Here is a 26,753-nt window from a genome sequence, read left to right as displayed (position 1 = left end):
TGTAGTGGTCAAGAAATATTGGCCACAGTCTTAGAGTTTAACCAGAACAATCGTTCTGACTCATTGGGCGTCAGCCCGCCGTTATATTGATGCGGCCGAAGCTGACAATAATATCCAATAATGTATCGTGTAATTTCATTCTGCGCTTCAGTAAAATTACGATACCCTGTAGTTGGTATCCATTCTGTCTTAAGGCTCCTAAAAAAACGTTCCATAGGACTATTATCCCAACAATTCCCACGTCGAGATAAACTTTGTTTGAGCTGGTATCGCCATAATAGTTGCCGATATCTTCTGCTTGTATAGTGAGTCCCTTGATCGCTATGGAACATAACATCTTTAGGTTTACCACGACCTTCATAGGCCATCGAAAGCGCTTTGCCAGTTAAACGACTATCAGGTGATAACGACATAGCCCAGCCAATCACTTTACGTGCAAATAGATCAATCACCACAGCTAAGTACATCCAACGGTTACCAGCCCACACGTAGGTAACATCACCAACCCAGACTTCATTCGGAGCTGTGACAGCGAATTGTCGACCTAGGTGATTAGGGATTTCAATATGTTCTAGTGTCGCTTTTCGGTATTTGTGCCTAGGTACCTGGCAGCTAACTATACCAAGCTCTTTCATCAACTTAGTGGCACGATAACGGCTTAGCGAGACACCCTGCTGGCTAACCATATCTGCAATCGTTCTAGCACCTGCCGATCCATTACTTGCAGTGTGTACTTCGCTGACTAGGCTGCGAAGCTTAACCTTATCTGCGTTAATGGTTATTGGTCTCTTTCTCCAATACTTGTAACTACTACGATGAATACTGAACACTTCGCATAATGTTTTTATGCTATAGCTCTGCCTGAGTTTCTCAATTATTAGGAATTGTTCAGTGAGTCCGACATCAACAGAGCTGTGGCCTTTTTTAATATTTCGTTGTGTTCCTGGAGGCGAGCTAGTTGCTTTTTTAACTCTCGAATTTCAACTTGTTCTGGTGATATAGGTGATGCTTTATGCTGCTTACCTTGTCGCTCTTCTCTTAATTGTCGTACCCACTTATCCATGGTTGATTTGCCCACATTCATAGCTTGAGCAGCTTCAACAATTGAGTAATTCTGATCTAGCACGAGTTGTGCAGATTCAAGTTTGAACTCTGCACTAAAAAGTCTTCTTGTACGTTTTTTCATAGTGTCACCTGTTAACTTATGAGGTGATGATATCACCTCTAACTAGGTGGCCAAATTAACTATGCCACTACATAGCTTATTTACTTAACAATGTGTTAGGGGTGGGTAAAATGGTGGGTTTCAATGCGAATCACTTGCAAGGCAAAGATTAAGCCTCTGATAATAAAGTAACAATTTAAATTATAAACATTCAGATCCAGAACGTTGAGTAAGCATTTTACACACGTTTTATAAAACTAAGCCCAGCGAATGCTGGGCTTTCTATTTTAGTTTGTAAAGTTTGTAGGCCTTATAACAACCTTCGTTTCACACGCTACAACAGGTAAAACTAACCCATAGTGAGTTTGATTGCTTGTTTGGTGCCTTGAGCCCTTAATGACTATCCCATAGGTTATATCGCATTAAGGGATACTTCATGAGCTGGTACTCCAATACATTTCAGCTTCCTTAAGTGCATTCTATTGTTAATAAAAAAGGCTAATTCACGAATATCGTAGATAAAACACTGGTCAAAGCTGACTTAATCACTAGCTATGTTACAGTGAGTCTTATCGCTGAATTATCACCAAGTTATCGTTATTTAAGAAGGTTTTGTGGAACAACTCACTATCGTCATTGATTTTTTAGCAACCTATAAGTTGTTTGTTACCGTATTAATCATCCTATTGCTGTCGATGCTTAAACGCTTTGTGGTGTCTAAAATTCGTGGTGATATCGCTTTTGTGAGCGAAGGGCAGCGTAAGTGGATGTCGCGGACTAAAAACGGCACTTTCATCTTAATCGTGATGATTTTATTTTTACTGTGGCAGACAGAAATCAATAAGTTCGCGCTGTCTGTGACCGCGATTGCCATTGCCTTTGTGGTGGCGTCAAAAGAGATTATTCTGTGTTTTACTGGCTCCATTCAGCGGGCGAGTTCGCGCTCATTTGTCATCGGTGACTGGATTGAAGTGGGTAAGCTGTGCGGCGAGGTCATTGAACACAACTTAATGGCGACGGTGATCCAAGAAATCGACTTGCACCATGGTCAGTACCATTACACCGGTAAAACAGTCACCTTCCCTAATAGTATGTTTTTTAGTTATGCGGTGAAAAACCTCAATTTCATGAAGCGTTATGTTTACCATAGCTTTTCCATTACCGTGGTTGAGTTTGTAAACTTGTATCCGCTGTTTCCTGCATTAACCAGCAAGATTGAAGCCCACTGTGAAGACTTTTTTGAAGTAGCAACTCGCTATAATAATATTATTGAAAGACATGCTGGCGTTGACCTGCCAGGACCTGAGCCACATATTCATATCCATAGCGGCCCTGCGGGTGAGCAAATGGTGCATATTATGATTTTTTGCCCCACTGAACGGGCAACCCATTTAGAGCAACACATTAGAGAAGACTTTATGATTGCCTATCATGAGGCGTTTCCTAAAGCGGCTGAAACGAGTGCTTGAGTTAACCTGCTAGGCTAATGTTCAGGGCTAATGTTCAGGGATAATGCTTCGAGCTGATACTTTGAGCTAAAGATTTACCCAAAAAGAAGCCACTCAATCGAGTAGCTTTATTTATGCTAAAAATCGAGCTATCTAACTCACTGAATGCAGTACATCATGTAGTTGCTGTAGGTCTTTGACTTCAAACGTTGGCGTAATGCCATCGACGGTTTGTTTACCGTGATGATTGAGCCAACAGGTATCAATCCCAGCATTAACGCCGCCTAAAATATCTGAATGCAGGTTATCGCCCACCATCAAAATATTGTGCTTTTCAGGGTTACCCATCAGCTTAAAGGTATGCTCAAAAATACTGACATCGGGTTTGGCTTTACCAAACTCTTCAGAAATCACCACATGCTCAAATGACGACTTAAAGCCGGTGCGTTCAAGGCGCACATTTTGCAGCTCAGTTAAGCCGTTGGTGATTATGCCTAAATTGGCTTTGCCTTTTAGGCTATCAACCAGCTGTTTCGCCCCCGGTAATGGCTGACAGATATCGGCCATGGCCGCTAAAAAATCACTGTTAAGTTGCTTGGTAGTGACATTGAGCTTTTCAGCCCAATGTAAAAAGCGGGTGTGTTGCAGCTGCGCGGCATCAATTAATCCTTGTTGATAATCCAGCCAAAGCTGCTTGTTTACCGATTGATAAAATTCAAAATCACTGGCGTTAAAATCAATATCAAAGTGTGAAAACATCAGCTTTAGGCCGCTAAATATATCAAAATCAAACAGGGTTTCATCGGCGTCAAACAATATCCATTGGTACTTCATGGTTCAGCCTTATCGACGTTTTGGTTTATGAAAATGATTTGAAACAGCCTAGTTATTATTCAAATAGCGTCACTAATTGCGCTTCTTGGACAACCAAGCTGTTATATATGGTTAACTGGTTTGCCGCGCGATCGAGGTTATGGCCCTCACGATGAATACCAAAGTACACATCACCATTTAAATGATCGGTTAAAAACCGCGAACCTAGCATCAACGCCATCACTTTAATGCCTAACCACAGGCTGCGTTTTTCCAGCGGTGTTAATATTGCAGATAACTGCTCGGTATAGGCTTGAGTGGCTGCTTTAATAATCTCAGGGCGAGCAATGACTTTATCGAGCGCTGTAGAGTCTTCTTCCTCAGGTGAGCAAAACGCCCGTACCATGTCACCAAAGTCATACATTAAGTAGCCTTTCATGCAGGTGTCGATATCGATGACTGCCATGCTAGACATATCACGCTTATCAAACAGCATATTGTTGATTTTTGTGTCGTTATGGCAAATACGAAGTGGCAGTTGTTGCTCCACTTGGGCGAGCTCAGCAAATAAGGCTTGTTGCGATAACACTAAATCAACCCATTGCTGACAATCTGCTAAGCGCTGAGATTTATCATCAGCAACCGCTTGTTTAAGCTGTTGGATACGAAGAGGAAGGTTTAAGAAGTTAGGAATAACATCTTGTAAGCTATTAGCATCTAAATCACTCAATGCATGTGCAAAATGACCAAAAGCGCTGGCGGCCATTTTGGCTTCATCTTGATTAGTCACCACTTCAATTGTATGGCTATTGGCTAAATAGCTAATGGCTCGCCAATAACCTTTATCACCAAGGTTTACCGACAAACTTCCATCTTTAAGAACCACAGGCGAAATAACATCGAGCTGGTATTCACCCAAGGTAGATTTTTGGATGAGGTGATGACTCACTTTAGCAGCATTGTCGATTAACACGTCAGGTTTGGTGAACACTGTGGTATTAATTTGCTGTAGCACCATTTGCCCTGCTGGCCACTTAACCAAATAGGTTTGGTTAATATGACCATTGCCCAAAGGCGCAATAGTGGCACTTGTTACATCTGATGCTGCAATTCCATATAAAGGCAAAATTGTTTGCCTAATAAACTCAACCACCCAACACTCCATATCTTTTCTTTGCAAGCCAAACAGTTTAAGCCATCGCAGCCGGCAACACTAGTCACCTGTTGTGCTGCGATTTAAGCTCTTATAAGCTTTTCATAAATTGGCCAAATGCAGGCTCAGAGGATAATGTGGCTTGGCTGCCTTTCAGGCTAAAGTTATAACCACACAGTTTGAAGCTACCACGCATGGCAACATTGTTGATGAGCTTGGTATTATCCAGCGGTGAAAAGCGCGCTTCGGTGCCGCTATCTGCCATTAAATCAACGCTAATGGGCCTAAATTTACTGCCATCATTAAAGACTAATTCGGCGCAGCGTTTATCGCCTTGGGCTGTATCTAAACGCCAAATAGACTGGGCATCACCTTCATCACCTAACCAGCGTAACACTAAAATATCTTCTTGTAAGATAAGCCAAAAACCATCAGGCAGTTTTACTCGCGCAGTTTCATTGCTTGCTAATGGTTGCTCAATGGCTGCGGTTTCAACAGGTACAATTTCGGTTTTTTCTGTGCCAGTAAATAATAAGCTAATTAGATAGATAACTAGGCCAATTGCACACATAACCCCTATAGCTTTTGCCGCCATTATAAGTATTTTTTTATTATCTTGCGCCCACACTAACCAAGATTTAAGTAATTCTGTCATCGAACCTGACTCTAATGCGCCTCGGTCAACTCGGTAGCTGGGCTTTTCATCAGCTTGATACCTAGCCTCGTCTGTTTCGCTATTGTATCCAGCTGCATTATTTGCAGAATGGTTAAACGGATTAAGCTCAGACTCTTTATAAACGGTTTCGTGCTGATAACCAGGCTCATGGCCCAGTTCGTCATCAAAACTGTTGTTATCAAAGCTTTCAATATCAGAGTTTGCGCTATCAACGTTGGCAGCGTCAGGGCTTTCAGCCCTAAGACTGGTGTTATTGCCATGTCCAATGGTCGGTTCTTGACGCTGCCTTACTCTCTGAGCGCCTGCAACAGGTTTAGCATGTGGGCCTTGATAGCCCATAACATAAAAATTATTTCTGCGGTTTTGATTACGGCTATTGCTCTTGGGTGCTGAAAACCACGCAAAACCAGCGCTCACTATGGCCGCTAAAATAAAAATGGTCACTGACACAGCAACAGGAAAACTAAATGCAATAGAAAGGCTAAAAAATAACAATAACAAGGTTGGGATTGCCACCAAAGAGCTTGGCTTAGCTGCGTCTCGTAAACGGCGTAAGCTGCTTAAAGCACTAATGGGCAGCGCCACTACCCCTGCAATAATAGTGGTAACAGAATGAGCAAATAACAGCGCGATGATTAATACAAAAATCAAACAAGATAATTGCACAGCCAACACTCTTTGACCGTTATCTCGGCCTTGGCGACAAAATAAGGATGAAAATGACACAAGAAATCCCAATAATAAATAAACAGAAACTATATAAGCAGACTAAACAATTTCATCACTAAAGTCAGCGAAACCACTGCATTTGCCGCAAAATTAATTGTAAAAACATCAATCACAAACCATTTAGCGCCATTAACATTGCCAGTTCATTTTTTTATTAACGAATATGACAAAATGAAATAGCCTTAGGTCTTTAAGCCTATGCATTAAACTAATCAATGTATTACTAAGGTTAGAAAAAAATCGCCGCTAATAACCACAGATTTATGCAGTTTTTTCCATCACAAATCTCGCAAATTGCCATGCTTTGAGTATAATACTCGCCCTGTAAAATAATCTGGTTGGAATTTGCACTATGAGCGCGAGAGGAAATCTATTTATTGTGTCTGCCCCAAGTGGCGCCGGTAAATCTTCGCTTATCTCTGCTTTATTAAAAGATAAGCCAAGCGACATGCAAGTGTCTGTATCACACACTACCCGTCAACCACGTCCTGGTGAAGTTAATGGTCAACATTATCACTTTGCCAGCGTTGAAGAATTTAAAGCGCTCATCGCTGATGAAGCTTTTTTTGAATGGGCAGAAGTGTTTGGTAACTATTACGGCACATCCCGCAAGGTCATTGAGCAAACATTAGCCAACGGTATTGATGTCTTTTTAGATATTGATTGGCAAGGCGCAGAGCAAGTTAAAAAGCTAATGCCTGAGGCCGTTGGGGTATTTATATTACCCCCTTCAAAAGCTGAGCTTGAACGCCGCCTAACTGGCCGAGGACAAGACAGCCAAGACGTGATTGACGGACGTATGGCTGAGGCTGTATCTGAGATGTCACACTATAAAGACGCTGATTATATTATTGTAAACGATGACTTTGATACCGCACTAGACGATCTGCGCGCGATCATTCGCAGCCAAAGATCAACCTGTGCTAGTCAGATCCATACTCATAATGGTATGATTAACGATCTGTTGGCAGACTAATTGTCATTAAGTACAATTTGCGTCACTTTTTCCCATAGATAACACTGGAGTTTCACCACATGGCTCGCGTAACTGTAGAAGACGCCGTAGAACAAATCGGCAACCGTTTTGACATGATCCTGGTTGCAGCGCGTCGTGCACGCCAAATCGCTGTGCAAGGTAAAGACCCAATGGTTGAAGAGATGAATGATAAACCAACGGTTATCGCCCTGCGCGAAATCGAATTAGGTTTAGTCACCTCTAACACATTAGACGCTGATGAGCGTCAAACTGTACGTGAACGCGAAGCAGCTGAAATTGCCGCTGTTGCAGCAATTGCTGAAGGCCGTTCACTTTAAGGAGTAGCGCCACTTGTATCTGTTTGAAGGTCTAAAGGAGTCTGCCTCTGGTTATTTAGAACCAGCGCAAGTAGAGTTACTCAAGCAGGCGTACATTGTTGCGCGTGATGCCCATGAAGGGCAAATGCGCACAAGTGGCGAGCCCTATATTACCCACCCCGTTGCGGTAGCCCGCATCGTTGCAGATATGCGTCTTGATCACGAGACGTTAATGGCTGCACTGCTTCACGACACCATCGAAGATACCCCAGTTACCAAAGAAGAACTCACTGAGCTATTTGGCGTAACCGTGGCTGAACTGGTCGAAGGCGTGTCTAAACTTGAAAAAATCAAGTTCCGCGATAAAAAAGAAGCCCAAGCTGAAAACTTCCGCAAGATGATGATGGCAATGACGCAAGATATTCGCGTTATTTTGATCAAACTTGCTGACAGAACGCATAACATGCGAACTTTGGGTGCATTACGTCCTGACAAGCGTCGTCGTATTGCCCGTGAAACCTTAGAGATTTACGCACCGATTGCTAACCGTCTTGGTATTCACAATATCAAAAGCGAATTAGAAGATTTAGGTTTTCAAGCCTATTATCCGATGCGATATCGCGTTTTAAAAGAAGTCGTAAAAGCAGCCCGTGGTAATAGAAAAGAACTGATTAACAGTATTGAAACTGCCATAACCTCTCGCCTTGAAGATGCTGGAATTAACTGCAAGGTCAAAGGTCGTGAGAAAAACCTTTACTCAATTTACCTTAAAATGAGTAAAAAAGAACTGCAGTTTCAAGAAGTCATGGACATTTATGCCTTCAGAGTCATGGTCGATTCCATTGACACCTGTTACCGTGTATTAGGTGCCATGCATGGTCTTTATAAGCCTCATCCCGGTCGCTTTAAAGATTATATTGCCATTCCTAAAGCCAATGGTTATCAATCATTGCACACCTCATTATTTGGCCCCCATGCGGTTCCTGTTGAAGTACAAATACGTACTGAAGAAATGGACCTGATGGCGGACAAAGGGGTTGCTGCTCATTGGATGTATAAGAGCGGCACCAGTAGTTCACAACAAAGTACCACCCAAGTTCGCGCCCATAAGTGGATGCAAAGCTTGCTGGAGCTACAACAAAGCGCCAGTAGCTCATTTGAGTTTGTGGAAAATGTTAAAACTGAGCTATTCCCTGAAGAAATATACGTATTCACCCCAGAAGGCCGCATTTTAGAGCTGCCGGTGAATGCAACAGCGGTCGACTTTGCTTACGAAGTCCATACCGATGTGGGTAACACCTGTGTCGGCGCCCGTGTTAACCGTCAAGCTTATCCATTAAGTCAGCCGTTAATATCAGGCCAAACCGTTGAAATTATTACAGCTAAAGGCGCAAGACCTAATGCTGCATGGCTTAACTTTGTCGTAACAGGTAAAGCCCGCGGTAAAATTCGTCAAGTCTTGAAAAGTTTAACCAGTGACGATGCTGTGGCGCTCGGCAAACGGCTACTGAACCACGCATTAGGTGAAAACAAGCTTGATGACATCACCTTAGAGCAGCTTAAAAAAGTTATTGCTGAAACTAAGCATGACAATCTTGAATCGTTATTGGCTGATATCGGCCTAGGTAATGCCATGAGCATTGTGGTTGCCCAGCGCTTAATGGGTCACAAGCTCACCACTAAGAATGAAGATAGCGAAACCGAAGAGCACTTGATGCCTATTCGCGGCGCTGAAGGCATGTTGGTGACCTTCGCAAATTGCTGTCGTCCAATTCCAGGTGATGCTGTCATCGCCCATGTAAGCCCAGGCAAAGGCCTTGTGGTACACATGGAAAATTGCTCAAATATCCGTGGTTATCAAAGCGAGCCAGACAAATATATCCCAGTACATTGGGATAACGTTGAAGGTGAAAGCTATCAAGCCAATCTGCGAGTTGAAATTGTCAATCATCAAGGCGCACTGGCAAAAATCACCAGTATTATTGCTGCCGCCGGCTCAAATATTCATAACTTGAGCACTGAAGAGCGTGATGGCAGAGTCTATCTCATTAACCTGCGGATCTCAGTCGACGACCGTGTTCATTTGGCCAATGTTATGCGCCGCATTAGGGTATTACCTGAAGTCCTGCGCACCTCACGTAACCGCTAATAAATCAATCAAGACTTCTGCACTGCAGAAGTCTTGCGCACCTGCCACAAACGTTAGTAATATTGATCCCCTAAATCCCTAAGTTAGATAACAGCTTAGGGATGACATCATTCATTTACTTGATCGCAGAGGGCGTCATGGCAGAAAAAATCATCATCGCAACCGATAAAGCTCCAACAGCAATTGGCACCTATTCTCAAGCTGTAAAAGTAGGTAGCACTGTTTACCTTTCAGGCCAAATCCCACTCGTACCAAGCACCATGGAAATGGTTAGCGATGATTTCTCTGAGCAGGTTGTACAGGTTTTCGAAAACTTAACCGCAGTATGTGATGCCGCTGGCGGCACTATGGCTGATATCGTTAAACTGAATATCTTTTTAACCGACTTATCTCACTTCGCTACCGTTAATGAAATCATGGCGCGCTACTTTACTCAACCTTATCCAGCACGTGCTGCAATCGGGGTAAAACAGCTGCCAAAAGGCTCATTAGTGGAAATGGATGGAATAATGGAGATCTAGCTCACAAACCGAGTTTTATCCTGAAGGGTGCCATTGGCACCCTTTTTTATTAGAGCTATTACTCAAGAGGTATTTAACTTTCAGTGAAACATGCTAGTTTATAAGTAGAAATTATCTCGTTAAGTTGTTCTCGCGTTTGCGAATAGGCTGATAAATAGCCATACTGAGATGATTGCATTAGCAAACTACAAATAAATGCATCCTACATTAAAAACAAAAAGAACATGGAATTGTCGATGGAAAATCTAATAAAAACGCCAGTAGAAATGTTATCTCATTGGGCTGAAACCCAAGGGGATGCCGTATATTTACGACAACCAATTAACGGCCAGTTTGTTGACTTCACATGGGGAGAAGTTCAGCAAAAGGTACAACAAATTGCAGGCGCATTACGCCACTTAGGTCTAGTACCGGGTGACAAAGTTGCTCTGCTTTCTAAAAACTGTGCCGAGTGGTTTATTACCGATCTTGCCCTTATGCACGGCGGCTACATCAGTGTGCCAATCTATCCCACTGCTAACGCTGAAATGATCCGCTATGTATTAGAACACAGTGGCGCTAAAGCTATCTTCACCGGAAAACTTGATTTTTGGGCCGACCAAGAAGCCGGTGTCGGCGGTGAAATCCTCCGTTTAGCTTTACCTTATGACACCATGCCAGCGCAATATCATTGGGAAAAACTGCTTGAGTTAGGGCAACCATTAGTGGATGCGCCTACGCCTAGTAGCGATCAAATGATGACGCTCATTTACACCTCGGGCTCTACTGGTAAACCAAAAGGCGCAATGCAAACCTTCGGCAGTTACGGCTGGACTTGTGAAGCGGTTGTGCGCGATTTAAAAACCAATACCACAGACAGATTATTATCCTACTTGCCTTTAGCGCACATTACTGAGCGGGTAGCGATTCAAGGATCGTCTTTTTACTCCGGCTCGTCGGTGGCGTTTGTAGAAAGTTTAGATTCTTTTGTGGCTGATGTGCAGCGATGCCGCCCGACGGTCTTTTTCTCGGTGCCGCGTTTATGGACCCTGTTTCAGCTCAATATTGTCAATAAAATTGGCCAAAGCAAGCTGGATTTATTGCTTAAAATCCCACTGGTTAGCGGCTTAGTTAAACGTAAAATCCAAAAAGGTTTAGGCTTAGAGCATTGCCGTTTATTAGGTTCAGGATCAGCCCCCATCCCACCATCTCAATTAGAGTGGTACAACAAAATCGGCATGAATATTTCAGAAGCCTGGGGCATGACCGAAAACTGTGCTTACTCAATTATTAACTTCCCATTTAATGCCTCAAAAATTGGTAGCGTGGGTCGCCCTGTTGAAGGCTGCCAAGTTCGCCGCACCGATGAAGGTGAGTTAATGGTTAAGAGCCCAGGTTTGATGACAGGTTATTACAAGCAAGAAGAAGCCACAGCAGCATGCTTTGATGCTGATGGATTTTTCCATACGGGTGACTTATGTGAAATCGATGAAGATGGCTACATTTCTATCACTGGCCGCGTTAAAGATAACTTTAAAACCTCTAAAGGTAAGTATGTGGCGCCGGTGCCTATTGAGCGTAAAATAGCCCAAGATCCGCACATTGAGCTACTTTGTGTCATTGGCTCAGGCTTACCGCACCCGATCACCTTAGTGCAATTATCTGAAGGCTCAGCCTTGCAAGCCCGCGAAGAAGTGCGCGCGTCACTGAAAGCGACCCTAGATGGAGTTAACCCGCACCTTGAGTCCCATGAAGTTGTGGATGCCATTGTCGTAGTGACAGAGCCTTGGACCATTGAAAATGATGCCCTAACCCCTACACTTAAAATTAAGCGTCATGTGTTAGAAAAGCAGTTCAGTGCCAAAGTTGACGGTATTCGCGGCGCTAAAGTGTGCTGGGAAGACGAGATTTAGCACCACAGTAATTCGCTTCAATATATTGGCCGTCTAAGCTTTAACAAGCCGGCGGCTTTTTTATCAATGACATTTGTCACCTCAAACTGGTGACGTTTGTGTCTGCCCTGTGCAAGCCCTTTGTTAGATACTAACTCCGTAGCAACACACCTTAAATGCAATAAACGGAGTTAATCATGACATCACTAATCTTAAAATCTCTTATCTCAAAATCAACCGTCATGGCGGTAACACTGACGTTAGTCAGTAGTGCTAGCAATGCCGATATCGGCGCTATCGATATGGCAGCCAACACAATGGATCTACAACAGCTAAAGGTTCTCAGCGAACAATCTGTGGATTATGAACACGCCTATGCACAATATCGCATCGCCATTACAGCCAATATTAGCGGTCTGCGCGGAGTGGCTAAAAAAGCCCTCAATGATGCACAGTCGACACTTGAAACTGTATTGAGCCGTGAAGACGATGCTGAGTCAATGGCGCTACTGGCTTCTGTTTACGGTATGCAAATCGCCAATGACTCAAGCAAAGGACAATCTCTGGGAATGAAGGTAAGTGCTTTACTGGCTCAAGCAGAACAACTCAGCCCTGAAAATCCCCGTATTGCGTTAGTCAGAGCAATGAGCGCCTTTTATACTCCCGCTCAATATGGCGGCGGTATGGATAAGGCTGAGCAATATGCCACTGATGCGATTCGTTTTTATGAACAGCCATGTGTTGATATCTGCTGGGGGCATACTGAAGCGTACACCTGGCGCGGAATCGCTAAGCAAGAATTAGGTCGTCAAAAAGAAGCAATTAATGATTGGCAACACGCTGTAGAAATTGATCCTAATTACGCTTGGGCAAATTTTTTACTTAAACAACAAGCGCGTTAATCCGATGCTGCTGAAGCTAGCTACTGCAGACATACACATTATGACTCGGTTGCAGTATGCTAACTTCGCAAGGAGGCTTCATGTCTAATATCAATACAAAACACTCGGTCAATAGTAGCAACACTCGCGTTCACCCAGAACAAGCCTATCGACAAAAAACAGCTTGGGTATATCTGCTCAATCTGATTTTTTACTTTATTCCACTTTGGTTTATGCGGGATGATTGGGCTCGGGTCGGTGTCAGCTTGTTACTCATATTTCCCTTCTTATATGGGTACTTTTGGGCTTACAAAAGCTCAGCCGCTCAAGGGAAATATCCTATTGCTTTAATGCTCATCACTGCGAGCATTGCCACCATATTTACCAGCGGCTCCATTTCATTTTTCAGTTTTGCCGGTTTTTTTATTGGTTTTTTCTATTCACTGCGCACCGCCATTATTAGCTTTATTCTTATCAGTACTTGGCTGTGGCTACTTAATTACATCGTGGGCTATGAAGCTTACTATTTTCCGCTATACGGTATGTTAATCACCTTTGTGGTGGGGCTATTTGGCGTGGTTGAGCATAACAATGAACGCATCAGGCGCCAACAAAGACAATCAAATGATGAAATCGCTAACTTAGCAACGGCACTGGAGCGTGAACGTATTGCGCGCGATTTACATGACATCATGGGGCACAATTTATCTTCCATTGCACTGAAAGCACAACTCGCCGAAAAACTGGTTGAAGCAGGAAAGCTTGCTGTTGCAAAACAGCATTTACAGGAACTTGCTGATATCGCCAGAAACAGCTTAACTGAAATTCGCCAAACGGTTTCTAATTACAAACATAAAGGCTTACAAGATACGGTCAATCAACTATGCAGTTTATTAAGACAAAAAGAAATTGAAGTACATCTCGAGGGTAAATTACCACCATTAACACCTTTGCAAGAAACTCAACTAGGGCTAATGTTGACAGAATTAGTTAATAATATGCTCAAACATAGCCAAGCCAGTCAATGTGTATGGTGCTTTAACACCTTAGATAAGCAGCTTATTGTTAGCCTAAGTGACAATGCTAACACCAAAGTTATTAAAGAAGGTAATGGCTTAAAAGGCATTAGAGAGCGAGTGAACTTATTGGGCGGCAAGTTTAGTTATCATATTAACGATGGCTACCGTTTTAGCATCAGTTTGCCCCTTGAAGCAGAGCAAGTCAGTGAACCTAAAGTTGACAACGACACGGAACAGCCTTAATGAAGATTTTATTAGCAGAAGATCAAGCCATGGTGCGCGGGGCATTATCAGCCCTACTTACCCTTGCCAAAGATGAACTCGGTGAAGTCGATATCACAGAAGCAGAAGATGGTAACCAAGCCATGGCAATGCTTAAAGAGCAGCATTTTGATTTGCTGCTCAGTGATATTGAAATGCCCGGTCACAGCGGCGTTGAGCTGGCTCAGTGGCTCGCAGCATATCAAGCCGAGGCTGCAACAATGCAACCTAAAACTAAAATCATCATCTTAACCACTTTTGGCCGCGTAGGTTACATCAAAAGAGCACTCAGTTGTGGCGTCGAGGGATTTTTGCTAAAAGATGCGCCATCAGAAAGTCTAGTCAACGCTATTAAACAGGTGATGGCAGGTAAAAAAATTATCGATCCAGAGCTGGCGATCAGCGCCATTGGTGATATTGACCCACTCAATGATAAAGAAAGAAAAGCGCTACGATTAGCCAGTGATGGCTTATCAACCAGTGATATCGCCGCCCAGTTATTTATCGCCGAAGGTACTGTGCGGAATTACCTTTCTGAAGCGATCTCCAAGCTCAATGCCACCAATCGCATAGATGCGGCGCGAATAGCTAAACAAAAAGGCTGGTTATAGAGGCAGTTAAGCCTGATATCTGGATTAATATTGCCTTGTATTAAAACTCTGCTAAGATAAGCCATAACATCTGTATATATTTACAGTACTATCATTGCTAACAAGCATCAGGGCGATAAAGTTGACTGTATAACTCTTTGGATAACTGTCAAAGTTAACCCCAAAGTGAATGACTCACTTTAATCAGCGAGCTTTACAATATCAACAAAGTCTAAGTGATGAAGTCTGTGGTCAACTCAATAGATAAAGGCATGCTAGATTTGCAACCATTGGATCAGGTACCGATTACCGACTTAAAAGGCGTCGCTAAAAAAGCCGCTGAAAAGCTGGCAAAGCTTGGCATTAAGACAGTGCAAGATGTACTGTTTCATTTGCCGTTGCGCTATGAAGACCGCACCCAAATCTATCCCATCAATGCTCTTTATCCCGCGATGTACGCCACAGTTGAAGCTGAAATCATCTCAACCCAAATTGTGCCGGGTCGCAGACGTATGCTGACCTGCAATATTGCCGACGAAAGTGGTTACCTCACATTGCGGTTTTTTAACTTCTCGGTTGCCCAGCGAAATGGCATGCAAAACGGCGCGATAATTCGGGCCTATGGTGAAATCAAGCGCGGCAACCGCCATTTTGAGATAATCCACCCAGAATACAAAATCATTAAAGCTGGCGAAAACCCAGCCCTGAGTGATTCACTGACCCCTATTTATCCTTCGACTGAAGGATTAAAACAAGCCAGTTGGATTAAGCTCACCGAGCAGGCACTAACTATGCTCAATCAAGGTGGCTTAACAGAGTTACTACCACCAGCCCTGCAACCCAACAATATGAGCATTGGTCAGGCATTATCCTTAATCCATCGACCGCCCAATAACATCGCCCAAGCCGATTTAGAGCAAGGCATGCACCCCGCTCAGCAGCGCTTAGTCCAAGAAGAGTTACTGGCCCATAACTTAAGTATGCTGCAATTACGTCAGCGCAATAACCTTGATAAAGCGGTGACTTTACCCGCCACCGGCCAGCTATTAAATCCATTTTTAAAAGCCTTACCTTTTAAGCCAACAGGGGCCCAGCAACGAGTCGTAGCTGATATCGGTATTGATATTGAAAAGCCCACACCTATGATGCGCTTAGTGCAAGGGGATGTGGGCTCGGGTAAAACCTTAGTGGCCGCCTTAGCAGCCCTGCAAGCCATTGAAAATGGTTATCAGGTGGCGATGATGGCACCGACGGAATTATTAGCAGAGCAACACGCAGTCAACTTTGCCGCCTGGTTTGAACCATTAGGGCTAAAAGTGGGCTGGTTAGCAGGCAAGTTAAAAGGCAAAGCCAGAACACAATCATTGGCTGATATCGCCGATGGCAGCGCCAACATGGTAATTGGCACCCATGCTATTTTCCAAGAGCAGGTCAGTTTTAATAAGCTCGCGTTAATCATTATTGATGAACAACACCGTTTTGGGGTCCATCAACGCTTAGGATTACGCGAAAAAGGCGTCAGCCAAGGCTTTCATCCGCATCAATTAATAATGACAGCTACGCCAATTCCGCGCACGTTAGCGATGACGGCTTATGCTGATTTAGAAACCTCTATCATTGATGAGTTACCGCCAGGAAGAACCCCTGTTACCACGGTTGCCATTAGCGATAATCGCCGCGAACAAATCATCGAGCGGGTAAAACAAGCCGCGCTAAATGATAATCGGCAGATTTATTGGGTTTGTACTCTCATTGAAGAATCTGAAGTTCTTGAGTGCCAAGCCGCTGAAGATACCGCTGCAGAATTAAGCCAATTACTACCCGAATTAAAGGTTGGCTTAGTGCACGGACGTATGAAAAGTGCAGAAAAACAGCAAATAATGGCCCAATTTAAGGCGGGTGAACTACATTTATTAGTGGCAACAACGGTTATTGAAGTGGGAGTCGATGTGCCTAATGCCAGTTTAATGATTATTGAAAACCCTGAGCGATTAGGCTTGGCGCAATTGCATCAGTTACGTGGCCGAGTAGGCCGAGGCTCTATTGCCAGCCACTGCGTGTTATTGTACAAAGCACCGTTATCACAAACTGCCACCAAACGTTTAGGAGTACTAAGGGCCAGTAACGATGGCTTTGTTATTGCCCAAAAAGACTTAGAAATAAGAGGCCCAGGTGAAGTACTCGGTACCCGCCAAACCGGCTTGGCAGAAATGAAAATCGCTGATTTAGTCAGGGATCAATATCTGATTGAAAACACACAAAAATTAGCGGCCCATGTTATGCAACAAGTGCCACAAAATGTAGACAGCATTGTTCAACGTTGGTTAGGGGATCGCCAGCAATACGTACAAGCATAAATTATTGTTAACCTTGGCTATTATTACTAGACAAGTGTTGAGATTATTGCAGAATGAAAATAAGGTTTAAGCCTTATATGCCACCAAATGAAAATGTAACAAATTCAATGATATTGGTTCCCTTTCGACGTTTAAAGCTAAGGAATAGACATGCAAGTCAATCAAAATGATAGAGCCACACCGCACTCAAGTCGCGCCAGTGGTAGTAACGCGGGTGTGATTGGTATCACCATTGCGGTTTTACTGGCTGGTGCAGGCTATTTCTACTTCTCGGCCGATAAAGCGCCTGAAGTCGAAGCGCCAATACCTGTGCAACTACCAGAGCCGATGCCTGAACAACCTATTGAACAAGAACCCATTGAAGAAGTGATTGTAGAGGTTATTGAGCCCACCATCATTGAAACACCAGAACCTGAAGTGGTGGTAGAGCCCTTACCTGCACTGACTGAAAGTGATGACTTTGTTGCTCAAAAAACCATTGATATGGCAGATGGTATGACAATTGAGCCACTGATAGTCAAAAAGGATATTGCCCGTCAGTTTGTAGTGTTTGTCGATAATATGGCTCAAGGTGAAGTGATCCGTAAAGCCAGCCCACTGAAAGGCCCTAAAGATAAATTCACCGTAAGTGAAATAACTAACAAAACCTATTTAAACCCTGACAGTTACCATCGTTATGACCTGTACGCCAACATGATGTCAGATATGAATGACGAGCAGTTAATCAACACTTATAAAGAACTCACACCAATATTTGACGAAGCTTTTGCAGAGCTAGGTTATAGCGACATGTCATTTGACGAGCGCATGCAACAAGCCTTTGAGATGATCTTATCAGCGCCGATTATTGAAGACCCGATTGAATTAAGTTCTATCAGTGTCAATTATCAGTTTGTCGACCCTAAACTAGAAGCACTGCCAAATGTGCAAAAATTTATGGTACGTATGGGACCTGAAAATAGCCGTAAAATTAAAACGGCAATTAGAAAACTTCAGCAGCAAATGGCCAACTGATAGAACCGTTATCATTGGGGTTATGATTTGCAATGGCAGGTTCCAATATGCGCAATCTAAATCAATGGCATAAAAAATAGCGACATGAGTGTCGCTATTTTTTTAGATAAAGTATTCAATGCTAATTCAGCTTCACGGCACTGTCTACCCGAATTGATTAGTTAACCCATTAACAATTCAGCATTAACTGCAATAAATTAAATTAGTTAGACTTAATCGCGACTACAACAGATAGTGACATATTAATACTTAAATCATCTTCTGATCTAACACCACAGTATCTTGAGCAAAGCTTAAATCAAGTTAACTTAGCAATGCTAAAATACAGCCCAGTAAAGCTGGCACAAAGCTTATCTTTACAATGCAGCTGTACCTCAAGTTTCACTTTTACCTTACCGCCATCAGCAAGGCTTGCTAATGAAACATCTGGCCAAATAACACTAGCAGTGGGGGCTTCAGTAATGGGCGCGCTATAGCGGATGTGTTCATCTGCTAATACGATATCACCACTAAAACCTTGCAACTTTTGCTGTAACCACATCATCCCCCAGCCCGTTAGGGTAGCCAGGGTATAAATACTGCCAGCAAACATGGTTTGATGCAGGTTAATATTGGGCTCGAGCGGCGCGGTAACTGTGAGTGTTTGCTGCTGAAAACTCAGCGGCTGCACTTGCATAAACTCACTCAAAGGAATGGTTTGATACCAAGTGTTTTGCAGTTCAATAAGTTGCTCTTTAGCCGCCATAATGTGCTCCTTTAAACCTGTAAATTAAAGGTCACAGGACCATCATTAACTAACTCTACCTTCATGTTTGCGCCGAAAGAGCCTGTAGCAGTTGTCACCCCTTGTTCACGACAAAAAGCCACGAAAGCTTCATATAGCTCATTGGCTTGATCTGGAGTCGCAGCGCTGGAGAAGCTTGGACGCAGCCCTCGGCCAGTATCAGCGGCTAAGGTAAACTGTGACACTACCAGTAACTCACCACCAGCTTGTTGCAGATTTAAATTCATCTTGCCGTTTTCATCACTAAACACACGATAGCCGATGACTTTTTTGGCCAGCTTTTGCATTTTCTCAATGTCATCGTCACGTTCCACCCCAAGCAGCACTAATAAACCTTTATTGATACTACCGGTGACTTCTTGCCCTAGCTCAGAGTCGATGGTGACACTGGCACGTGTCACCCTTTGGATTAAGCCAATCAATGTTACTTCCTAATACTTACGTGAAGAATTGTGCGATTACTTGCGGATTTACCTACACCAACAATAACCTTAGCCAGCGATATCTTGTTTCATCACTGGGATCGGTTTAATTAAATGCTCAGATCCTTTGGGTAATGATTTACCCACTTGATTAAGGCCTTCATCAGTCCACAACATAAAGCGGCGTAATTCTTCCAGTTCAATGGAATCAACAAATGTCGCAGCGCCTTGTACTTGGATCACCGCCCCATTGTCGCGAATGACGAACTTAGCAAAATTAAGCTTTTGGTTTAGTGAGCCAATTAACAACAATAGCTCTTTACTGCCATGTAATTGCGGATGCACCGCAAACAATCGATTGGTAAGAATACGATCGACCCCTTGCTCACTCATGCTAGGCTGCAGCACAAACTGAGTTTCCCCAAATTGCACCGCCACACTATTAGGGCTGAGTTTAGTGGCTAAGTAACTGGCGTTTAGCAACGTTTTATATAATTCTTCAGCGGCTTGCTCATCGCTCATATTAGCCATGTTGATCATCTTAGGAGCAGCAGAAACTACAGTATCTTCTGTGGTATTTTCGGTGGCGGCGCAAGCAGATAACCCTATTACGCATGCTGCAAGTATCAATTTTTTCATTTTCGTTCCTTGTTAAGTTATCTTTGCTAGCGATAAAGTATCGCAAGTTAACACTCATGTCAGGCTCAAGTGCTAAGCCCAGTCGGTGTATTTATAATGCTTGTGTTACTTCTCATTATCTTCTGAAGTAGAAAAAATCCCGGTATCGAGGTACTCAGGCATCGCGGCCGTTATTTCTGCGCCTAATAAAACAATTATCCACGACACATAAATCCACACAAACAAAATCGGGATGGTGGCTAGCGCGCCATAAATGGCTTCATAACTGGGAAACTGCGTCACATAAAAGGCAAAACCTTTTTTACCCGCTTCAAATAGCATCGCCGCTACCACAGCACCTAATAAGGCATGTAAAAAATGCACTTTTTTATTGGGCACCACCATATACAACAGTAAAATCGAGGCCACAGAAAACAACATCGGCAAACGCTCAACCAGCCAAGTCATTAAGCCTGATATTTCGCTATTATCAAATACCGTTAATGACACCACATAAGAGGTTGCCACTAAGCTGGCACCAATCAATACTGGCCCTAATGTCAGTACCATCCAATACATAGAAAAAGACACCATATAAGAGCGGCTTTCAGTGGTACGCCAAATATTATTCAGCGCTTTATCGATAGCAGAAATCAGCAACAAGGCCACCACCACTAACGCAATCACCCCGACAAAGGTGCCCTTTGAGGCATTTTCAACAAATTCATTGATATAAACCTGTACGGTATCGCCAGCGGCAGGCAAAAAGTTGTCGTAAATAAAGCTCTCAATTTTACCGCGAATACCTTTAAATACTGGAAACGCCGACAACATCGACATGGTCACCGCCACCATTGGCACTAGTGATAATAGTGTCACATAGGCTAAGTGACCGGCTTTGACATTGATTTGATCTTCTACCAAGCGCTGCTTAAGGTGAAGTATAAATTGCCAAATGCTAATAAAAACTCGTTGGATATAGGCTACATCTATCTTATTTGTCACAATATTCTCTTGATTATTTTATTTTCAATTCTGCGTTTTAATTCGTACAATGTTATAACACGATAGTTACACTCCAAGGGAGCGATTTAATGTCTCAACAAGGTTCTGCTGGTAATGTGATTGCCGCCATCGCCAGTTTCTTTTTCCCAGGTTTAGGTCAACTGGTTCAAGGTCGTATTATAGCTGCAATTCTATTTTTCTGTCTTACAGCAGTATGTTACTTCTTCTGGGTATTAATCATCCCAGCCATTATTGGTGCCATACTTCACCTTTGGAGCATTATTGATGCTGCCACATTTACCGCCGACTAATTCGATAATACGATAAGAGAGTAAACAATGAAGAAATGGATATCCTTGGCATTACTGAGTAGCAGCTTACTACTTAGCGGTTGTCAAAGCGCTTATTATGGCGCCATGGAAAAGGTCGGCTACCACAAGCGTGACATCATGGTTGATCGCGTCCAGGAAGCAAAAGAGTCCCAAGAAGAAGCCCAAGAGCAATTTAGTTCTGCGTTAGAAGAAATGCAGGCGTTACTTGCCTTTGATGGTGGCGATCTTGAAGATGCTTATAACAAAGCTAAAGATGAATATGATTCAGCGCAGTCAGCCGCTGATGAAGTGGGCGATCGCATCGATAAAGTTGAAGATGTAGCTGAAGCTCTATTTGAAGAGTGGCAAGCTGAAATTCAAGAAATCAGCAAAGCGAGCCTACGCCGTAATAGCACCTCTAAATTGAATGAAACCCAGCGCTCTTACGATTCATTGGTCAAAGGCATGCGCCGCGCCGAAGCAAAAATGCCTCCGATCCTGACGGCTATGAAAGACAATATGTTGTATTTAAAGCATAACCTTAATGCGCAGGCCATTGGCGCCATTAAAGGTGAGTTTGAAAGCCTGCAATCAGATATTACTAGCTTGATCAGCGAAATGAACAAATCGATTGCTGAATCGAATAAGTTTATTGAAGCCATGGAAAAGGGTTAACATCTTAAAAATAAAGTGAGCAGCTTTTAAGTCCTGACTTAAAAGCTGCTTTTCTCTTTAGTTGCCAATTTATCCAGTTCAGAACAAGTCTTAACGCCATCTCGGCAAGCAATCAATGTCACCTCAATATGTGTAAGCATCTGCTTTTGATCAAGTATAAAACCCTGCGAGGCAGCCAAGTGTGATAATACTTGATAAGCCTCAGTCTCTACTGAGCCAAACTGGAATGTATCGCCATTACTGAGTGATGCAATTGCAGTCATTGATAACTGATTATTGTTACTATCTTTTAGCTTTCGAGCTGAAAAATGTAACCTTTGCTCATCATCAAAGCCGCTAACGAGTGACGTTAACGTCGATTTATCGGCAAATTCAAATGTTATTTCAGGGGATAAATTAGCAATGGGGGTATTATATTCAACCCCTTGGATATAGGCTTCAAACCACATCTTTTTGAACTGGTAATAAGTTATCTTACGCTTCCAATCTGCATTAATTTGCACTATTCGGTCTTTATCATTAACTAATGACCATGCTGTTGCGGCAATGTCTGGAGCAACCTTTATTTGTAGCGGCTCAAAAAAGTCCTGCTGATATAAATACTCTGCATAAGTAATGAACTGTTCACGCTCGAGATTTTGTGGCGCTAAGGGAATAATGGTAGAGCGGTCTTCAAACTGGCAAATGCCTTGGGTGGCAGAGCGATTATAGTCACTACACACTTCAACCATTAATTTAATTACTTCAAATTTACGTAGCTCAAATTGGCTAAAGTTAACCACATTCATAAACGCGTGCTGGCGATTGGCTAACGCTGATAATGCTGCAGCTTGATATTTTTTATCTGAATTACAGTCATTACATTGAAGGTTTATGCTGCCAACTTTATTATTCGCAAAGACATTAGCAGTGACCAACATCAGCATTATTAACAGTACTAATTGGCTTAAAAATCCATTTCTCAAACTATTCCATCCCTATATAAAATTATACGTAACAAGCTAATAATAATCTAAAAGTAGCAATCGCGCCTGATGGCGCTGCAGTGAAATCAATACCCTAGCGATTAATACAGGTCAATGTAGTCATTTTTAGGCACAGCGAAAATCAGCGTATGATTATAATAAGCAATCAGATTGCCGCATGGGTTCTAATTTTGTTCAACGTTAAGGGGGAGTATCCCCAATTAAAGCTCCGACTTACATCCCCCTTAAACTCAGTTCAGTTAATTCAATTTATATAATGCCTACCATTAATCCGTTGAATAATTTGAGTGGCCGTTAAATCATGTACCACATTGATGACAGTCGATGCTGCATCGGTAATGGCGCCTAATACCACCAAAATAGGGATCACTTCGACGGGTAAGCCTAAGGTTGTCACAATAAAGATTTCCCCTAAAAATGCCCCGCCAGGCACGCCGCCAATGACAAATGCTGACAGCACCGAAATCAAAATGGTTAACATAAACACATCCGCGCTAAAGTCGAGCCCAAGTAATGAATAGATAAATACGATTTTAAGCGCGGTTATCATCGCTGCGCCGCCTTTATTTAAATTCACCAATAGCGGCAAGCTGATTTCAGCTATTTGCTCATTTAAACCCATTTTACTTGCTGTGCGAATATTAACTGGCAAGGTGGCCAAAGAGGAACTAGTACCTAGGGCGGTTACTGCAGGAGCTAACATATGCTGCCAAAAATTATTTACTCCTTTCCCTCCACCTCCAATCCATGCATATAGCGTTGAGCCTAAAGTTAAATACAAAAAGGTTGCCACTAAAAATAGCGCAATAGCTCGGGCAAATGTGCCCATTAACTCAGCATCTTGACTGGCCATAGTTGCGGCAAAATAAGCCCCTAAACCAATTGGTGCTAAGTACATTAAGATGGCTATGATTTTCATGATCACGGTATTAAAGCTATCCAATAATGCCGAAACTTTGAGGCCGTCTTCACCTGATTGACCAATCGCTATTCCGGTGATCAGCGACATAATGATCAGCGCTAAAATATTCGATTTAGACATTAAGCCCACAAAATCATTGGTGGTTAATAAGCTCACAAAATCCATACTGCCAGTGGTTTCAACGGTATCGGCTAAATCAAGTGTCACTCCTTGGGCAGGGTCAAATGCTAGCGCCAACAAGGTAATGCCTACAGCGGGGATCATCGCCATGACAATGGACACGCCCATGATGATGGCAAGTATGGAGCCAAGCTTTTTTAAATCGGTCATTTTGGCAATGGATGACATCACGCTAACGGCCACCAAAGGCACAATAATCATAAACAACAAGTTGAGAAATATTTGCCCTATGGGTTTAAGTTTAATGGCAAACTCAGGGGCAACTAAGCCCAACATGCCGCCCAGCATCAGGGCTGTGAGTAAAATAATCGATGAGCGATACGCGCGAAGGGCATTCCACATGGTGAGGTTCCAATAATTAAGATCTAGTGAGCATATGCTGATTTTTAATCATAGCCGAAAAGCCGTTACTATGAAGGCCGGGCTTACTGCAGCGCATTGATGACGAGTAACTTATCTGCTGTAAACTTGACTCTGAACTAATGCGCCCAAGCAAAGCCCGCGACTGCGGGCTTTGGCTAAATTGCGATAAACAGCTATTTTCCTCTGCTTCGCCCTTCTCTGGTCATTCCTGACTGACGCGCTTGTCGAGAACGATTCAGACTTTGATGATCTATGCTACTCGAGCGAGTTCGATTAATTGAGTGACTCATATTACTCGACTGATTACGGCTCGGTTGGCTGTGGCTAGTTTGATTTCGACTCGGTTGAATCGAGGTTGATGGCCGCGTACTTGTAACAGGACGAGTATTATTGGCGGGACGGGTATTACTCGCCGGACGAGTAGTGCTAGATGGCCGTGTCGAAGGAAAACTACTACTATTGCCCTTTGACGGTTTATTTACATTGCTAGGTTTAGACCCTTGAGCTTTTGATGGCACATTATTCCACTTACCATCGCTACGATTTTCCCACTTGCCTTTATTATCACGGGCAACATTACCGTGCTTATCGGCAAACACATCATTAGTGCGCTTTTTATTTACCTTCGCTTTATTAAAATGCTTATTGGCTACACTTGGGCTGGCTAAGCGTTTACGATTCGCCTCGCGATGGTAAAGGTTATTGGGTCTAGCGCGATTATTAGCTAATTTGTTCGAACGCATATGATTATGCATTTTAGTGCGATTACCGACACTGATACTGTTACCAATATTGATACGACCGGTATTGATCACCACTGGTCGTCTATAGCCACCGCCATAATAGCCACCACAGCATGGGCGACGATAACCATAACCGCCTCCCCATACCACACCAGCATTGAAAAAGCCGTTGCTCCAGCTCACGCCAACATTCCAACCTGTCCACGGATTATAACCAACATGTAATCCCCAGGTCGGTGGGCGAGGATAATAATAACGGCCTCGATACGGTGGGTAATTCCAGCCGGTACCGTAAATTGGCACCCCATAATAAGGGTATGACCACATATAACCCGGCGTATAACCTACGTAAACCACTTCAGGGGTTGAATCATAAACCTGCACGTAAGTGGTGTTATAAACCGGCGAACTTGCGGGTATCTTGGCAATTTCTTCATCAGGAATATTATCAGCAACAATCCACGGGCCTTTGGCAGTTTTTGAGGTAAACCACACCCCATTATCAACAGCGTAATAAGCTTGATTTATCAACAATACTTGTGTGGCGGTATTAACAGCATAGGAGACTGATGTTCCTGTTACCGCTTCAAATTTAGGCTCGCCATCGTATTCAACCTCCAGTGTGGCTTCATCACGCTTAATCGCTGCAGTTTGCGGGATTTGCGCATCTAGCACTGCTTGATTGGCTTCATCAGTGCCTGCAACTGAGACACGTAAGCCACCAATATCAGATTCGTGAGGGATATCGTTAAAGCTTTCAGGCAGTTTGTCAGCCCTAACAAACTGCCAAGGTCCGGCCTGCTTTTTAGATTTAAACCAACGCCCAGATAAAAGCACATACATATCGCCAGAGGAGGTCTCTCTTACCCATGGGGTTTCGGTATTGGTGACATAAAGTAACTTACCATCAATCAGGCTTTGCCAATTGGGTGAGCCATCAGTGGCCACTAACTCAGTCGGTTCATTAGTGGTAATAATCTGCGGCGCATTGACGGTGCTTTTAGCGGCTTCATCCTCGGTATTCACCATGCTGACCAAATCTTCAGGAGGATACAATGTGACTTGCCATGGCCCCATAGGATCATCTGCCACATACCAAAAGGTACCACTGCTTAAATACAGCTTGTTCGTTTGCGTATTACGGGCAACGGCAAAAGGGGTATTTAACACTCGCTCATAGGGACTATTTTCAATTTCACTAAATTGTGGCTCACCATCATAGGACAGCAACACGCTCAAGTTATTACTGAAGACGATTTCTGGCGCATCGTTGTTAATATTATCTAAGCTGCGTTTTACCTGCTCAGCATTTTCAAGGCTGGCTGATAAGCGCTCCATGGAAATTTCGAAGCTAGTTGTCGCTAGCGCTTCTGAGACTGTATCGGTGAACGTTTGCTGGTCTTCGGCAGTGGATGATGGCCAGCGCACTTCGGTCACTTCAATATTACGCACCAAAGCAACATCGTCATCAGTATCGATTCTAGCGCTAAACCAAAAAGCGCCAAATACAGGGTCGTCTTGACCTTCCACTTCAAATGACATCGCAGCGCGGCTCATCAAGATATTGCCATCTAACGATTCTGGCTGCGGCTGATAAACCACTAAGGTGCCGAGTTTCGTTTCAACATCTTGCGGCCATTCAATTGCTACTGCCGAAAAGGGTAATAGCAACAATGCTATCCATACAGTTAGCACTTGCAGCCAGAGACGTTTGATATTGGTTATCATCATGAGTCCTTATTTTGCAATCATTTGCTATTAATCATGCGCGACTAATAATTAAAAGCGTGTATTTAAGTATATG

General features: G+C 43.2%; 24 protein-coding genes. 13 read left to right on the top strand and 11 right to left on the bottom strand.

Features of this window, described 5'->3' with window-relative positions:
- Positions 1–8: 8 nt before the first annotated feature.
- Positions 9–1,186 (bottom strand): IS3 family transposase gene (locus tag BCU91_RS07305; RefSeq protein WP_102531200.1). Its coding sequence is split into 2 segments (ribosomal slippage): positions 9–919 and positions 919–1,186, totalling 1,179 coding nucleotides; the frame shifts between segments, so codons are not numbered across the junction.
- Positions 1,187–1,779: 593 nt separating this feature from the next.
- On the opposite strand from BCU91_RS07305, the gene BCU91_RS07300 reads away from it, so the two are divergent.
- Positions 1,780–2,634, top strand: a complete 855-nt coding sequence (locus tag BCU91_RS07300; protein ID WP_102476570.1) for a mechanosensitive ion channel family protein — start codon at positions 1,780–1,782, stop codon at positions 2,632–2,634.
- 132 nt (positions 2,635–2,766) lie between these two features.
- Here BCU91_RS07300 and yjjG read toward each other — a convergent pair whose 3' ends face one another.
- The 3 genes from yjjG to BCU91_RS07285 form a co-directional block, all read right to left on the bottom strand.
- Positions 2,767–3,447: a pyrimidine 5'-nucleotidase gene (gene yjjG, locus BCU91_RS07295; RefSeq protein WP_102476571.1), complete on the bottom strand. Its 681-nt coding sequence runs from the start codon at positions 3,445–3,447 to the stop codon at positions 2,767–2,769.
- A 55-nt stretch (positions 3,448–3,502) separates the two neighbouring features.
- The gene (locus BCU91_RS07290) at positions 3,503–4,579 is read right to left on the bottom strand and encodes an aminoglycoside phosphotransferase family protein (RefSeq protein ID WP_102531201.1); all 1,077 of its coding nucleotides are present in this window, start codon (positions 4,577–4,579) and stop codon (positions 3,503–3,505) included.
- A 91-nt stretch (positions 4,580–4,670) separates the two neighbouring features.
- Positions 4,671–5,981: a hypothetical protein gene (locus BCU91_RS07285; RefSeq protein ID WP_102439855.1), complete on the bottom strand. Its 1,311-nt coding sequence runs from the start codon at positions 5,979–5,981 to the stop codon at positions 4,671–4,673.
- Positions 5,982–6,336: 355 nt separating this feature from the next.
- Here BCU91_RS07285 and gmk point away from each other — a divergent pair, with 355 nt between their 5' ends.
- From gmk to BCU91_RS07235, 10 genes are all read left to right on the top strand, one after another.
- On the top strand, positions 6,337–6,960 hold the full coding sequence (gene gmk, locus BCU91_RS07280; protein ID WP_102476572.1) for a guanylate kinase: 624 nt from the start codon (positions 6,337–6,339) through the stop codon (positions 6,958–6,960).
- Between the two features lie 59 nt (positions 6,961–7,019).
- Entirely contained in the window at positions 7,020–7,298 is a 279-nt protein-coding gene (gene rpoZ, locus BCU91_RS07275; RefSeq protein WP_102531199.1) for a DNA-directed RNA polymerase subunit omega, read from the top strand.
- Positions 7,299–7,311: 13 nt separating this feature from the next.
- On the top strand, positions 7,312–9,426 hold the full coding sequence (spoT, locus tag BCU91_RS07270) for a bifunctional GTP diphosphokinase/guanosine-3',5'-bis pyrophosphate 3'-pyrophosphohydrolase (protein WP_102439856.1): 2,115 nt from the start codon (positions 7,312–7,314) through the stop codon (positions 9,424–9,426).
- A 137-nt stretch (positions 9,427–9,563) separates the two neighbouring features.
- Positions 9,564–9,947, top strand: coding sequence for a RidA family protein (locus tag BCU91_RS07265; RefSeq protein WP_076538417.1), 384 nt, complete (start codon positions 9,564–9,566; stop codon positions 9,945–9,947).
- A 236-nt stretch (positions 9,948–10,183) separates the two neighbouring features.
- Positions 10,184–11,839: an AMP-binding protein gene (locus BCU91_RS07260; RefSeq protein ID WP_076538083.1), complete on the top strand. Its 1,656-nt coding sequence runs from the start codon at positions 10,184–10,186 to the stop codon at positions 11,837–11,839.
- 176 nt (positions 11,840–12,015) lie between these two features.
- A complete protein-coding gene (locus BCU91_RS07255) occupies positions 12,016–12,720 on the top strand; it encodes a hypothetical protein (RefSeq protein WP_102439857.1) in 705 nt (234 codons plus the stop codon).
- A gap of 80 nt (positions 12,721–12,800) precedes the next feature.
- A complete protein-coding gene (locus BCU91_RS07250; protein WP_102531198.1) occupies positions 12,801–13,961 on the top strand; it encodes a sensor histidine kinase in 1,161 nt (386 codons plus the stop codon).
- Positions 13,961–14,590: a response regulator transcription factor gene (locus BCU91_RS07245; RefSeq protein ID WP_102439859.1), complete on the top strand. Its 630-nt coding sequence runs from the start codon at positions 13,961–13,963 to the stop codon at positions 14,588–14,590. Before BCU91_RS07250 ends, BCU91_RS07245 begins: the two co-directional genes overlap by 1 nt.
- A gap of 260 nt (positions 14,591–14,850) precedes the next feature.
- Positions 14,851–16,926, top strand: coding sequence for an ATP-dependent DNA helicase RecG (gene recG / locus BCU91_RS07240; RefSeq protein WP_102439867.1), 2,076 nt, complete (start codon positions 14,851–14,853; stop codon positions 16,924–16,926).
- A 150-nt stretch (positions 16,927–17,076) separates the two neighbouring features.
- Entirely contained in the window at positions 17,077–17,940 is an 864-nt protein-coding gene (locus BCU91_RS07235) for a DUF3014 domain-containing protein (RefSeq protein ID WP_102531197.1), read from the top strand.
- A gap of 298 nt (positions 17,941–18,238) precedes the next feature.
- Here the strand turns inward: BCU91_RS07235 and BCU91_RS07230 are convergent, their stop codons facing one another.
- The 4 genes from BCU91_RS07230 to BCU91_RS07215 form a co-directional block, all read right to left on the bottom strand.
- On the bottom strand, positions 18,239–18,685 hold the full coding sequence (locus BCU91_RS07230; RefSeq protein WP_102531196.1) for a thioesterase domain-containing protein: 447 nt from the start codon (positions 18,683–18,685) through the stop codon (positions 18,239–18,241).
- A gap of 11 nt (positions 18,686–18,696) precedes the next feature.
- Positions 18,697–19,146, bottom strand: a complete 450-nt coding sequence (gene dtd, locus BCU91_RS07225) for a D-aminoacyl-tRNA deacylase (RefSeq protein ID WP_102439862.1) — start codon at positions 19,144–19,146, stop codon at positions 18,697–18,699.
- Positions 19,147–19,215: 69 nt separating this feature from the next.
- On the bottom strand, positions 19,216–19,785 hold the full coding sequence (locus BCU91_RS07220; RefSeq protein ID WP_102439863.1) for a hypothetical protein: 570 nt from the start codon (positions 19,783–19,785) through the stop codon (positions 19,216–19,218).
- Between the two features lie 105 nt (positions 19,786–19,890).
- Positions 19,891–20,769: a virulence factor BrkB family protein gene (locus BCU91_RS07215; RefSeq protein WP_102439864.1), complete on the bottom strand. Its 879-nt coding sequence runs from the start codon at positions 20,767–20,769 to the stop codon at positions 19,891–19,893.
- Between the two features lie 89 nt (positions 20,770–20,858).
- On the opposite strand from BCU91_RS07215, the gene BCU91_RS07210 reads away from it, so the two are divergent.
- Entirely contained in the window at positions 20,859–21,080 is a 222-nt protein-coding gene (locus BCU91_RS07210; protein WP_076538103.1) for a hypothetical protein, read from the top strand.
- 27 nt (positions 21,081–21,107) lie between these two features.
- Entirely contained in the window at positions 21,108–21,755 is a 648-nt protein-coding gene (locus BCU91_RS07205; protein ID WP_102439865.1) for a DUF2959 domain-containing protein, read from the top strand.
- Between the two features lie 38 nt (positions 21,756–21,793).
- On the opposite strand, the gene BCU91_RS07200 is transcribed toward BCU91_RS07205, so the two are convergent.
- The 3 genes from BCU91_RS07200 to BCU91_RS07190 form a co-directional block, all read right to left on the bottom strand.
- Positions 21,794–22,720 carry a hypothetical protein gene (locus tag BCU91_RS07200; RefSeq protein WP_133126585.1) on the bottom strand — a complete coding sequence of 309 codons (927 nt, stop codon included), beginning with the start codon at positions 22,718–22,720 and terminating at the stop codon, positions 21,794–21,796.
- 265 nt (positions 22,721–22,985) lie between these two features.
- On the bottom strand, positions 22,986–24,185 hold the full coding sequence (locus BCU91_RS07195; RefSeq protein ID WP_102531194.1) for a dicarboxylate/amino acid:cation symporter: 1,200 nt from the start codon (positions 24,183–24,185) through the stop codon (positions 22,986–22,988).
- Positions 24,186–24,379: 194 nt separating this feature from the next.
- A complete protein-coding gene (locus tag BCU91_RS07190) occupies positions 24,380–26,680 on the bottom strand; it encodes a carbohydrate-binding family V/XII (RefSeq protein ID WP_133126584.1) in 2,301 nt (766 codons plus the stop codon).
- Between the last annotated feature and the right edge of the window lie 73 nt (positions 26,681–26,753).

This window comes from Shewanella sp. 10N.286.52.B9 (assembly GCF_002873635.1).
In the GTDB taxonomy this organism is placed as follows: Bacteria; Pseudomonadota; Gammaproteobacteria; order Enterobacterales; family Shewanellaceae; genus Shewanella.
This window is presented reverse-complemented; position numbering and strand designations above follow the sequence as displayed.